The 13,462-nt window shown below is 40.7% G+C and carries 10 protein-coding genes; 5 read left to right on the top strand and 5 right to left on the bottom strand.

What is annotated here, in order from left to right; all coding sequences use genetic code 11:
* Positions 1-315: 315 nt before the first annotated feature.
* The gene (locus tag V7K35_RS29105) at positions 316-1,137 is read left to right on the top strand and encodes a carbonic anhydrase (protein WP_335083905.1); all 822 of its coding nucleotides are present in this window, start codon (positions 316-318) and stop codon (positions 1,135-1,137) included.
* A 306-nt stretch (positions 1,138-1,443) separates the two neighbouring features.
* Here the strand turns inward: V7K35_RS29105 and V7K35_RS29100 are convergent, their stop codons facing one another.
* Positions 1,444-1,902, bottom strand: coding sequence for a BON domain-containing protein (locus V7K35_RS29100; RefSeq protein WP_334798415.1), 459 nt, complete (start codon positions 1,900-1,902; stop codon positions 1,444-1,446).
* A 472-nt stretch (positions 1,903-2,374) separates the two neighbouring features.
* Here V7K35_RS29100 and V7K35_RS29095 point away from each other — a divergent pair, with 472 nt between their 5' ends.
* The 4 genes from V7K35_RS29095 to V7K35_RS29080 all read left to right on the top strand — a co-directional run bounded on the left by V7K35_RS29095 (position 2,375) and on the right by V7K35_RS29080 (position 6,850).
* The gene (locus V7K35_RS29095) at positions 2,375-3,295 is read left to right on the top strand and encodes a ribonuclease D (protein WP_335083903.1); all 921 of its coding nucleotides are present in this window, start codon (positions 2,375-2,377) and stop codon (positions 3,293-3,295) included.
* 242 nt (positions 3,296-3,537) lie between these two features.
* Positions 3,538-4,377, top strand: coding sequence for a tetratricopeptide repeat protein (locus V7K35_RS29090; RefSeq protein WP_335083902.1), 840 nt, complete (start codon positions 3,538-3,540; stop codon positions 4,375-4,377).
* A gap of 915 nt (positions 4,378-5,292) precedes the next feature.
* Positions 5,293-5,565 carry a hypothetical protein gene (locus tag V7K35_RS29085; protein ID WP_335083900.1) on the top strand — a complete coding sequence of 91 codons (273 nt, stop codon included), beginning with the start codon at positions 5,293-5,295 and terminating at the stop codon, positions 5,563-5,565.
* 499 nt (positions 5,566-6,064) lie between these two features.
* Positions 6,065-6,850 (top strand): hypothetical protein, encoded by a 786-nt coding sequence (locus V7K35_RS29080; protein ID WP_335083898.1) that lies wholly within the window; start codon positions 6,065-6,067, stop codon positions 6,848-6,850.
* A gap of 203 nt (positions 6,851-7,053) precedes the next feature.
* Here the strand turns inward: V7K35_RS29080 and V7K35_RS29075 are convergent, their stop codons facing one another.
* The 4 genes from V7K35_RS29075 to V7K35_RS29060 all read right to left on the bottom strand — a co-directional run bounded on the left by V7K35_RS29075 (position 7,054) and on the right by V7K35_RS29060 (position 13,223).
* Positions 7,054-8,622: a sodium:solute symporter family transporter gene (locus V7K35_RS29075; RefSeq protein WP_335083896.1), complete on the bottom strand. Its 1,569-nt coding sequence runs from the start codon at positions 8,620-8,622 to the stop codon at positions 7,054-7,056.
* Positions 8,623-8,675: 53 nt separating this feature from the next.
* Positions 8,676-8,951 (bottom strand): DUF485 domain-containing protein, encoded by a 276-nt coding sequence (locus V7K35_RS29070; protein WP_334774352.1) that lies wholly within the window; start codon positions 8,949-8,951, stop codon positions 8,676-8,678.
* A gap of 458 nt (positions 8,952-9,409) precedes the next feature.
* Positions 9,410-12,073, bottom strand: a complete 2,664-nt coding sequence (locus tag V7K35_RS29065) for a TonB-dependent siderophore receptor (protein ID WP_335083894.1) — start codon at positions 12,071-12,073, stop codon at positions 9,410-9,412.
* A gap of 121 nt (positions 12,074-12,194) precedes the next feature.
* Positions 12,195-13,223, bottom strand: a complete 1,029-nt coding sequence (locus tag V7K35_RS29060) for a helix-turn-helix transcriptional regulator (protein WP_335083893.1) — start codon at positions 13,221-13,223, stop codon at positions 12,195-12,197.
* Positions 13,224-13,462 lie beyond the last annotated feature (239 nt).

The raw sequence follows: 13,462 nt of genomic DNA, 5'->3' as shown, positions 1-13,462 counted from the left end.
AGGGGGTTTACCCCATGAGCGACTGGCTTACCTGAAGGGCTTACCGCAAGGCGATCGCATGTTTATTTCAGGATATAACAAGTTTGAAAATACGCTCTAGGCGTTTTCACACAGTAACATGACCTGTTAAGGAACAGGGGGAGCAAGGGAAAAAAGCAACTCAACCAAATGCCAGAGGATATTAAAAGCACCAAAGGAACTTATAATATAGTAATCTTTACGATTGTAAAAGCGTAGAAAGAAAGCCCTCTTTACTACCTCAATCTGCTCTCTGTAATTTGGCTCTTAACCCGCAAATATTTGTAGAACTTAGTAATGAAGAGATTAATTAAAGGTCTGCGCGAATTTAAATCTAGCTATTTTTCGACACATCAACAATTGTTTGAGCAACTTTCACATGGTCAAAAGCCCAGGGTATTGTTTATTACCTGTTCTGATTCGCGTCTCGATCCAAATCTAATTACACAAGCCCAAGTCGGTGAATTATTTGTCATTCGCAATGCAGGTAACATAATTCCACCGTATGGGGCAAGTAATGGCGGTGAAGGTGCGACAATTGAATATGCTGTTCAAGCTTTAGATATTCGCCAAATTATTATTTGTGGTCACTCTCATTGCGGTGCAATGAAAGGACTAATGAAGTTACACAATCTCAGCGATGAAATGCCGCTTGTACATGATTGGCTTAAATATGCAGAGGCAACTCGAAGGTTAGTTATAGACCACTACAGTGACTACGACGGAGAAGAACTGCTAGAGATTATGATTGCTGAAAATGTTCTTACTCAAATTGAGAATTTGCGGACGTATCCAGTGGTTCGCTCTAAGCTTTATCATGGGGAACTCAGCATTTATGCTTGGATTTATCACATTGAAACAGGAGAAGTTTTCGCATACGATCCACAGAAGCACGCTTATGTTTTAGCTCAAAGTCAGCTTTCAGAATCAGAGATAGATGAGTCGGTGAGAGGTCGGTTTCCAAATACCAATGTAGTAGTGCAGTCCCCTCAAAACCAGCAGGATGATGTTCAACCTTATGAGAAGCAGTCTGTTTCTCCATTTGAGTGGTTTCCAATGAAACGCCTTTCTCCAGAGCAAATGGAGCGAATTTATCGAGGTTCAAATAATGGAAGTTGAAAGATGAAAATATAGAATTTTAACTCTATATATCACCATGACTGCAAACCTATTTGATAGGATTGGATTGCTAATTAGATAAGCTTTTCAAGTATTTATAAAAAGAAGTCATAGCTAAACTGAAACCATTTTGTAGTCTTTTTGATAAGACTTTAACTATTAGCTATAGGTTTCTAAAGTCTTTCAAGTGGTATCAATTACCTACTGCTTACTTTTATCTAAGCAAGTAAACAACAGAGACTTACACAGATGTAAGTCTCTGTTTGGCTTTTATGCTGATGCTAACTGAAAGCTTCAGTTATTCTTTTATGACTTTTTTACAGCATCAACTTTTGCTTCTATCTTCACCGTTTTTACACCTTGAACTTCTTTAGCCAGGTTTTCAGCTTTCTTTAGTTCTTCAACAGAAGCTGCTGTGCCTTTAAGAATAATTTCACCCTGTTTGTTTTCAACTTGTAACTTATTGCCTGGTAAGCCTTTGTTCAACTTTTTGCTAACTTCAGTTTTTAAGTCGCTCTTAACTTTTGTTGCTGCCGTTTTTTCAGAACCGGTTTTAACTTTAGTATCTGTACTAGCTGCTAAAGGAGTCGTTGCTGTTCCGGGAATTTTGGCAGTTTGAGTTGTTTGGGAAGCTGGTTTTGCTGGTGCTTGAGCGGCTTCATTAGTAGTGCTAGGAGTTTCAGAACCAGTTTTAGGAGCCTCTTGGCAACCAAAAGTACCAACTACCAAAATGCTACTAACTAGTAATGGAATTAGCTTTTTCATTATCTATCTCCGAATTGAGTACTTGAAGCGATTAATTGAGGTGTGTGTCATGGTGAGGAGCAGATGTTAAAAAGCAATTAAAGGTGAAGAAGCAAAAATGCCCAAGCAAGCACTCAGGTTACTGAAAATTTAAACTTGGACGATTTCTTCAGGCTGAGATTTTGTAGCCATTTATGAGAAGCGCCTAATTCAATTTTTCTGACGGCTGGTAACTAGCATAGTGCATAGAGTTTGTGGCTCTCTGTGAATTTAACGTAGATGCTAAGGAGCTTTTTTTTGAGGGTAGACTATGCAGCCTTACAGTGGTGACTCGATGTTATCAGATTTGAGGCAAGTTTGGCGATGTCTACGCTTAAGCAACTCAAAACTTCAGCATTTTTGCAATCCTGTGCCAGCAAAATTACCAACAAAATGTTACTTTATAAAACTATGGCTTGCTTACAATGCCCCAAATATCAGGAAAAATTAGCCAATGCCGTACCTTACTTCCGGCCGCGAAATTAGTGCCATTGTTGCTGAATATACCAACGCTAAAACGCTGTGGATAGATACAGAAGTAGCTGACTATAAAAGTCGTAATCCCCGACTATCGCTGATTCAGGTATTAGATAATCCTCAAGATATGAGTGGTGATCGCGTCTACCTTTTAGATGTCCTAGATCAGCCTAATATTATAGCTGAATTTATTGAAGAAATTATGATAAATTCTGCTATTGAAAAAGTTTTTCACAACGCCAGTTATGATCTAAAGCTTCTCGGTAACAAGAAAGCCAAAAATATTACTTGTACTTTGGAAATGGCAAAAAAAATTCCCTACTATCTTTTGCCATTACCCAACTACCAACTCAAAACCATAGCTACAGCACTTTGTAGCTTTAACAATATTGACAAAAAAGAACAAGAAAGCGATTGGGCAAAACGTCCCCTGACTGAAGAACAGATCGAGTATGCTTACTTAGATTGTATTTATCTTGCTCAAATCCACTTAAATTTGTTAGGATTACAAGCCCAAGCCAGCCCCGAACCCACAACGGAAGACATAATATCACTAAGTACTAGATACTCGCAACTTGAGCAGCAATGGAAGTTGTTAAATTCAGAATTTGAGCATTTGCAAGAACGTATAAAAAAAGCCATGCAGGCTCAGAATATAGCGGAAACTTTTGATTATAAACTGACTAGTTATGAGCGGACTACAGTCAAAGCCGCATTTACAGAATTGGCAAGACTAGCACAAACTCAAGGTATCAATTTAGATTTTCCAATCACACTAACTCAGAAACTCCAAAAAGATTTAGGGCAAAATCTGGAACAACTGTCTGTAGATATTGACAAAACTACCTCTTGGAGGCTAATTGCCAAAACTCAAGCGAGTGAAACTGAGGATGAGTAAATTGTTCATCAGGCTACAAATGCCAAAATTTATAGAGTTATCGTGAAGGAGAAATCTTGAAGTTTCATAATTATTTCGTCCAGCAACAACTACCTTCTCTTATAAATCGGTAAAATATCAGGGAAATTTGTCAATTGACTTTAAATGTATATCAAAAGTTAGAATAATTATTGAGTTAAAGAATTAAAATCTAGATTTCAGTACTAATTTCGTTCAGGTGTTATGGCAGTTTATATTAACTTATGAGACGGCGTTTATTTAGGCAAAAGCGAACAAGGGTAAATCAAGTATTTACCATAGCTATTTTTACTACATTGACCGCAATTAGCAGTGTTTCTTGTAGTAAGAATGACAATGTATTGGTAACAGAAATAGGAGTCAGTCAACCTAGCCGTCGTTCAGCTACAACTTCCAAAGGTGGGGAATTCTATATTGAGGGAAAGAATCAGCATTTAAACGGCGACTTACAAGCTGCGATCGCTTCCTATGACAAGGCAATTAATCAAAATTCTCAATATGGTGCTGCCTACAACGGCCGGGGATTAGTCTACTTTGATTTAGGAGACAAGGAGAAAGCGATCGCAGATTACAATCAAGCACTTAGCATCAACCCTAACGACGCCGAAGCCTACAATAATTTAGGGAATGCCCGCGCCTCACTAGGAAACAACAGAGAAGCAGTCAAAGATTACAGTGAAGCGATTCGCCTTAATCCCAACTATGCCGAAGCCTACAATAACCGGGGAAATGCCCACGCCACCATTGGAGATAAAAAAGGGGCGCTAGATGATTTTGACCAAGCTATTCTCCTCGATCCAAAATATGCGATCGCCTACAATAACCGGGGAAATGCCCGTGCTGCTGGAGATCCACAGGGAGCGATCGAAGATTACAATCAAGCCATTCGCCTCAATCCTAACTTTGCCCCTGCCTACAATAACCGAGGAAATGCTCGCGCCACCAATGGAGACAAGCAGGGAGCGCTTAAGGACTTAGAACAAGCAGCAAGCATTTTTCAAAGTCAGGGTAACAACGACTTATACCAACAAGTGACAAAAAATATCAAAGAACTTGGACGGTAGGCAAAAGCAGGGTTTTAGTTACAGCAGATTGCAAGTTAATGAAGTACAAAAATACCCCTCCCTAACCCTCCCCTTAGAAAGGGGAGGGAACTAGATTGGGAATTTCCCCCCTTTACAAGGGGGGATTAGATTAAGGGGGGTAAGGATGTACTTAATTTAGATGCAAAATGCTGTAAAAGCAGACAGATCGCCTTATGTTCGTGGATAACAATTTATTTGTCGTGCTATCAAATTAATGTCGTTAAACTTTTAAATTGATGGTGCATTAAGTGAGCGATACTAATGTGTGAGGAACGACAAATAATTTTTTATTTTACAACTGCGTCTAGCGCAGACGAGAGTGCGATCACTGCAAAAAGTATAATTACTTATAGAAATCCTACTGGAATCTTGCTCAGTTTGGACAACTTTTGTATCATTACCGCATCTATTACGCAGTACCTGCAATGGAGAGCGATGGCGATTCCACGTCTACCAAGAATGCGATCGCCTGACCCATCCAACCACTGCTCAATGGCATTGAAAGGCTGCAATCCTTTGTTTCACAGCTTTTAGCTTTTCAAGCGTGCCATTCGCCTTTGACCTAGCTACTATTAATTAGGACTTACGCACACTCTACGAATTCTCGGCGCTCTTGGCGTCTTGGCGGTTCGGTAAATTAAGCTTTTTGGTAATTTTTGCGTAAGTCCTATTAATATTCGAGTAAAAATAAATTAATTATGTCCCTTTTATATAAAAAAATAGTTGCCAAACTGTACAAGAATAATGCTAATTTGTAAAATTATAGTGAATCTTCAAGATAAATTTAAGCTACGAATTCTTTGAAAAGCGTTGTTTAAGTTCTTGAACTCATAAATCAGCTTGTGTATTTAGAGATCCTTGCCGGTTGATACTAATTAAATTGAGGTTGAACAGATGGAAAATCCAAAACTAGAGAATCTAGATAACGAACTAATTAGTTTTGATTTAAGTCCAGAAGACATGGAGGCAATCAAAGGTGGTATAAGTGCGCCAAAACCTATTTCGACTGGTAGTAACTGTCCATCCCCTCCGAAGCACCCTTATGGAATTCTAATCGTTGCAAAACCACCCAAGCACCCTTTTGGAATTTTAATCGTTGCAGTACCACCCAAGCCCCCTTTTACAATTACAATCGTTGCAGTACCACCCAAATCCAAGGACGATTAATCATTAAATTAAAAGATTAAGTTTAAGAGGATGAATGAACAAGTCTAATTTATTACTAGCCCTAGCGACTATAAATCGCGGCTACACGAGACTTTACCCACCTCTTTAGGTTTAAACACCCTTAATTTTTTATTAGTTCGCATAGATAGAAGTCTGGGCGCCGACTTCCGGCGTTCAGAACTTCAAAGTGGACTTCTCTGCGAGACGCTACGCCAATGTTTGTATAATAGCGAATTATATTCGCCCAAGACTTTTAAAATATCCTCTAAGGAACGTGGATTAAATAAAATACAAAACTTCATCCTCTATCTTGCTTCCCTCTCCAATATATCGGAGAGGGATTGAGGGTGAGGTAAGTCAGGGACATAAATTGTATGTTATTTAATTCTTATTCCTAAGCTTTGTATCTACACCTATGCTTTAAGAGCTATGTGCTACTAATAATTATCCAATCAACCGTAGTAATTCTACTAAGTCTAGTTTTTTTAGATAGAAATATATGAACAATGTTAGTGAGTTGGCGCTCAATTATCTACAACGTTATAACTGCCAGATTCTTGAAGATTATCAAAGTGTTTTGAGACAGGCTTGCGAAATTCATCCACCACCACACGGGATGGCATGGTACGGTAATTCCTATCGTCAATTTGCTCGTAATGCTGAATGGTTCTCTAATTCCCTGATTACTAACGTCGTTGAAGAAGGAACTGGTTCTAAACAAGTTTGGCAATTCTCCGAGCAGATCGAAAATCAGGAGTTTGCCCAGTTGGTGAGAAATCACTCTATTGATGAGTCACGCCACTCACTAATGTTTGTAGCACTGTTGAATATTGTTTTTCCGACGAAAATAGAAGCAGATTTCCGCACACAGTTGAAAGCCTTCTCTCCACAATACTATCACCACAAGCATCCGCCCCTAACACCCATTTCTTCTGCTCAAATAATGGATGAAAAGTTAGTGATGGATGAGATTATCCAAATCAATCTCTTAGAAATTCGGGCATTGATTCTACAATTATTGTTGCGTCCAGTATTGCAAGCATATGCTACACCTAATAACTTAGCAAAAGTAACTCGAATGTCTGATTTGTTGATTTTCGACGAAACTAAGCATATTGAGTACTCTGGTTACTGTATTGGTAAGTACATCGAGCAAGGTCATGACTCTTGGGTGCGGGAAATGATGATTTACCGTCAAAAGACTATTAATGAAATGTTTTTAGAAGATGTGGAATTAGCGAGTTCTGTTGGCACTACTATTTTACGGACACAAGATCGCTCGTAACTGTTTAGGTTTACTTAGCCTAACAACTCAAACCATCGATTCCACCCAATCGGGCGCAGATGCGATCAGTTGACCAAACTTCTCTGGTTCAACACCCTCAAACTTCAAGATCACCCCCAACGCTTATCACTCGTTATTCTACGCATTTCCACCAGAGTTATGAGCGGCTTTCGCCGCTTAGACTTGTTTGTGCATTGACAAAATCACATCCCAGAACCAATGTGGATGCGATCCTCAACTTCAGCAAATTTTTCCTGTGCCTGCTGTTCAGTAGTCAATAGGGAAACCACAATCGCCACCAGAAACGATAGGGGAATAGTAACTAATCCAGGATTTTTTAGCCCAAAGGGTGCAGAAGCGTGCTTGAGAATTGTTATCTGAATAGTAGGTGACAAATAAATCAGCAGTAACGAGGAGAAGGTACCCACTAACATACTCGCAACCGCCCCGTTGGTGGTAAAGCGTCGCCAAAGCATTGATAAGAGCAACGCTGGGAAGTTGGCACTAGCAGCGATCGCAAATGCTAAACCTACCATATAAGCGACGTTTTGTCCTTTAAACAAAATACCTAAGAGTATCGCCACTAACCCCAAAACCATTGTCGCACCACGAGCTACCTTTAGTTGTTCTGACTCGTCAGCATGACCTGATCGCACCACGTTCACCCATAAATCGTGAGACAGTGCAGCGGCTCCTGAGAGTGTCAACCCAGCCACAACCGCCAAAATCGTCGCAAAGGAAACAGCAGCTATAAAGCCTAAGAAAGCATCACCACCGAGAAATTCTGCCAACATCGGTGCAGCCATGTTACCACCAGTCCCAATTTGCTTGATCGCATCTTGACCTACTAGCACCATCGCTCCAAAGCCCAGGATGAAGGTAAGGAGATAAAAAACGCCAATAATAGCTGTAGCATAAGTAACAGAGAGCCGCGCTGCTTTGGCGTCGGGTACTGTGTAGAAACGCATCAGGATGTGAGGTAATCCAGCAGTGCCAAACATCAACGACATCCCCAAGGAGATAGCATCAAAGGGATCAGAAACCTGTTTGCCTGGAGCTAATACACCTGGATACTTATCTGCGGCTGCGGCGAAAAGAGCAAGTGGGTTAAACCCAAATCGTGCCAGTACCAAGATAGCTAGCAAGATTGTTCCGCCCAGTAACAGAACTGCTTTAATAATTTGTACCCAAGTGGTGGCAATCATCCCACCAAAAATCACATAAGCCATCATCACGCAACCGACGATGACCACGGCTAATTCATAATCAAAGCCAAACAGCAGTTTGATTAACTCCCCAGCCCCTACCATCTGGGCAATTAAGTAAAAGCTAATCACTGCCAGGGTTCCAATTGCAGATGCGATGCGGACTGGTTTTTGTTGTAAGCGATAAGCCACCACATCGGCAAAGGTGTATTTACCTAAGTTACGGAGTGGTTCTGCAATCAAAAACATCACAATCGGCCAGCCCACAAGGAAGCCGATAGAATAAATTAAGCCGTCAAAGCCGTTGAGTGCCACCAGCCCAGTGATACCTAAAAAGCTAGCTGCACTCATGAAGTCTCCTGCTAAAGCTAGCCCATTTTGGAAACCGCTGATTTTGCCGCCAGCTGTATAGAAGTGAGCGGTATTTTTGGTCAGCTTTGCCGCCCAAAAGGTAATGCCTAAAGAACTTGCAACAAACACAAAGAAGAAAGCGATCGCCAACGGGTTAAACTTACCAAGACTGGTAATATCAGCCGCTAGTGGCAGATCGAACCACACACTATTCATGCTTTTTTGGTTTAGTATTTTGGATTTGGGACTAGAAATTGCTCATAGCTAATTCACTTGCGTGTCAGCCTGGCGATTTGGTCGTCATAACTGCTATTTGCCCAACGCACGTAGATAAAAATTAAGATCCATGCTGAGACAATTACCAGCGCCCCCAATAAAATTCCCAGGCTAAGGCCAGGAACTACTAATGACCCCAGCAGGGGCTTATTGAACGCGATTAATAGGATAAAGCCAAAGTAAATAAACATCATGGCTCCACTGAGAATCAGGGATACCCGCCAACGTTCAGCCGCGAGAGCCTGGAGAGCCTTTGTGCGATCGTTCATGTCTTCCTTTGGGTTGAGAAGATTAGGTCAGATTGTCTCATTGAAGTTGATTTCTGCGTAATTTTCTTAAAGATTATTAGTAAATCTATTGCTATTTAAAGTAATAAAATTAACGTTACTAAGTAATATTTAACTAGTTTTTTGTAATAATTGTTATTTTTATAATTTACACAGACACTTATTTGCCTCAAAATCCTCTCTTGTTAAGGGGTTGACAAATTCCGCATTTATCAGACTATAGCGCGACAGCTTATGAAGCTAATACTGCGTAAGTTTTGCCTAAAAAACAAAAGTGTCTAGGTTGGGTTGAGGAACGAAACCCAACCTACGAATATTCTTAAGCGAGCAATATTGAATCGCAATCAGTCCAACACTTAAGCTAATGTAGCGGTGTAAAGCAAATACGAAATTACGCAGGGTTTTGTAAGTCACGGTAGATATTCGTGGCTAAATAAATGTCAAAGCTCAAACGAAATCGTTCCTAGCACAGTCAACGGTGCTTGAGGCACGACGAAGTAGCCCTGATTGTCGTAATATTTGACATTAAAGATATTCTTAAAGTTGAGCGCCGCCCGCCAGTTATCATGTTTGTAGGAAATAGCAGCATCAGTTCTTAGATAAGAAGGAACAGTAAACGGATCGCTCGGGTCAGTAATGCTCGAGCCGACAAAAAAGATCCCTCCTCCAAACTGTAACCCTTTTAAACTCCCCTGTTGAATCTCATAGGTTGTCCACAGAGTTGCACCGTGGTATGGAGTATTTCCTAGCCTGCTTCCTTCTGGAATGGTGTTATCTTTGCTGACAAAGGCATCATTCAAATACCCAGAAGCGATAATCTTCCAACCGGGTAAAATTTCCCCTGCCACATCCAGTTCAATTCCTCGACTTTTGACTTCTCCGATCGCAATTGAGAACTCGATATGGTCGGGGTCTGTATTAAGTATATTTGTTTTAGTGATGTCATAGGCTGCTAGGGTTGCGGAAAGCCGTCGATCAAAAAACTCAGATTTGATCCCAACTTCGTATTGTGTACCGCGAGAAGGTTCTATTGATACCCCACTAAACGTTGTCGCATTGTTGGGGACAAAAGAACGGCTGTAACTGGCATAAAGCGAAATCGATTTAATGGGTTGATAGACTAATCCCACACGGGGCGAAAAAGCACTGTTGTAAAAATTAGAGTAAGTGGTATCTGCATCTTCGATTTTTGCACTGTTATCGCTAAAAACAAAATCGTATCTGCCACCGACCAATAACTTCAGATTAGATAGTAGAGTTACCTGATCTTGCAAATAAACACCTGTTGTATTTATCTTCGTACCAAATAGACGTTTATTCAGTGTCCCTGGACGGGCACCATAGACAGGATTAAAAATATCAATTGAGGCAATATCATCAGTGTCGAAGATAGGATTAATGTCTGTGTTGCGACGCAACTCCAAACCCAACAGGACTTGATGGGCTGTTGAACCTGTGTTGAACTTACCAATTAAATCAGTTTGCCAGGAGTAGTCTTCTGTTCTGCGATTGAGATTTGCAATGTAGCCACGCTTTACACTACGACCATCTGGTTCAAAATCGCTACCGGATTGGGTATAGGCATTGTTGTCAAATATCGATTGCACAGAAAAAGAACTTCGCAATTGTAAATTCTGACTGAAACGATGATCTACTGTCGCGGTTCCCCGTTGGTAATCATAATTTAAAAAATCGCTACGCTCTCCCAAGAAACGACTGATGGGAAGATTCAGAAACACAGAGCCAGATGGCAAACCGCGATCAAATGACCCCCGTCGTCTGCCATATTCATATTCAAAACTTAGGATTGTGTTTTCGCTGGGCTTGTAAGTAATTACAGGTGTCACAGAGACAATCTCCTGATGATAGAAATCTCGGAAACTGCCGGAATTCTCGTAGGCAACATTTAAGCGATAGAGTAATTTTTTGTCGTCAGTGAGTGGTCCAGAAAGGTCTATGGCACCACGATAAAAACTGAAGCTCCCAGCAGTGAAGTCTGCTGCGTAGTAAGGACTGCTCAAAGGTTGCTTGGTGACATAATTAACGGTACCACCGGGTTCAAACTGACCATATAAGACAGAGGCAGGACCTTTAAGAACTTCAACTCTTTCTACGTTGGCACCATAACTGAAAGCGTCGCTACTTGCAAAGCCATTTCTGAGAACGTTGTAGTTGGTGAAGCCGCGAATTGTGTATTCATCAATGAAACCACCGTAGCCTGATAAGAGCGTTACTCCAGACACATTGCGGGCAGCATCAGTAATCTTCGTAATTTGTTGGTCTTTGATCACTGCTTGCGGAATCACCTGAATCGACTGAGGAATATCGCGCAACGGTGTGTCAGTTCTCGTTGCAGTTGATGAATCTGGTACATTGTATCCGTCTTGTTCACCCGTCACCACCAACTCAATTGGCTCATCACCTTGTGTTGACGGTTTTGGCTGTGTCTGGTTCTGTTGCTGACTTGCTTGTGTTTGAGGTTGTTGCACAGATGCAACACTGGCAACCGAGAAGATTAGACCCTCATCTGGACTGTCAGATAACTCAACTGCTGGTACACTCCCCTCACCGATAACTCTCACCCGAATTGTATTGACATCAAAGTTAGTGACTGTTATTTCAGTAATACCTGCAATTGGTTTAGTCGAGCGGAATGTAAAGGCTTCACTTGACGGTAAACGCAGTTGAGCATTGGGAATATCTGCGAGAAAGCTATTACCAGCACTGCGATTTATAACTTGCAACTGTTGCCCCTTAGTTGTCTGTAAAATTATCTCCACGCCTTGATTCGTGGGATTTGCCTTCACTCCTGTTACCTGCACAACTTCACCCCCCTGATTAGGGAGGTTATTTGGTGTTGGCGACTGTACCAGTAACATTTGGGCACTGGTAATAACGGGTTCTACTTCGCTTAGTTGTCGAATCTTTTTAGTTGTTTGAGGTGGCTTCGCTTCTTGTACTTTTTTCGCTGGGCGAAGCCGATTAATCAATAAATCAAATTTAGAAATATCTTGCGCTTTGGCTGGCTGAACCACCAAAACCATAAAAAGTATCAACAACCATTTCAGTCTGCAACTAAAGATTTGGAATATTCGCTTGCTCATTTTTCTCTCACACACCACAGTATCCCAGATCACAGCAATTTGGATTTGGGATTTATTATCAATAGCATACGGGAATCTATAGTGAAAAATCCGAGCCAGGTATATGCCGAAACGGATTTTTCTAGGTGTTTTTGGCAACAACAAATTTATCTAAGTATTGACTTGGTTGGTTGCCAAAGCGCTTTTTAAAAGCCACAGCGAAACGACTAGGACAGTCGTAACCCACTATCTTAGCTACCTGTTTTATAGTCATTTGCTGACTCATGATTAGTGTTCTAGCTTTTTCCATCCGGTATGCCCATAAATAGCCAAATACTGTTGTGTTAAAAACCTGACGGAACCCGATTTTCAGCTTGTAATCGTTTAAACCTACTTTTCGCGCCAATTCTAGCAACGAGGGTGGATTGTCAAAATCGGAGATTAAAATTGCTCTGGCGTGGTAAATTCGGTTAATATCATCTCCTCGTAAAATGCGCGATCGCATCAATTCCCGTTCTCCAGATGTATCGGGTTCTAACTTCAAAGCCATTAATTCTAGACACTTGGCTTGCAAGTAAATTTCTTTTATTAAACCTTGGAAAGGACAATTAACTATTTGATGCAAAATAATTTGCATTTCGGGTGTAGTTTGTCCCATGCGGAAGTAGTTGAGAAAGGATATATTGTCAGTTTCTAGGTACAACTGGAGTGATTTAGGTAGAAAATCTAAGCCACTAACTTCATCTCTGCAAAAGAATTCCTGCGGATTGATCCCAACCTCTACCTCCAGAATGCGTTGACCTGCCCGCCAATAAGATCCACTACCAGGAATTTCCTGATCGAAATCAAAATAAGTTGCAGTGAAATTTTGTCCTACAGGTATCATTTCTGACTCATTGTCTCCGATAATTGCAAAACTAAACTCCATTAAAGGAAGGTTATAAAAATTTGTCTCAATAATTAAATCCTCGGCTAAGTCGTACTGTTTTACTAGCAAGTTAATACCTGTGGGGAAAGCCATTACATGTTGATAACCCCAACTTTGCTGTTTTGAATCGTTCAACACTGCTAGATACCCAGTATTATATGAGTTAGTTTTTGTCGGTTCAGAGATTGCAGTAGTATTTTGCTGTTGGTGATAGGCTTCTCTTGCTGAAAGAAACAGAGTCATTTTTGTGATTTATTCAGATTTTCTCCTGATTATCATATAGTTGATTGTTTGGGTGGTAGTAATGCGATCGCCAAATGCAAAATCACAGCAAACTATTTTTCAGACAACCTCTTAAATTCGGGCAGCCGTTTATTGAATTTGGGCAGTCGTTTATTGAATTCGGGTAGTCGTTTATTGAATTCGGGTAGTCGTTTATTGAATTCGGGTAGTCGTTTATTGAATTCGGGTAGTCGTTTATT

The organism is Nostoc sp. (genome assembly GCF_036917275.1).
Taxonomy (GTDB): Bacteria; Cyanobacteriota; Cyanobacteriia; order Cyanobacteriales; family Nostocaceae; genus Nostoc.
Note: the sequence above shows the minus strand (reverse complement) of the source record. Positions and strands in the feature narration are given on the sequence as shown.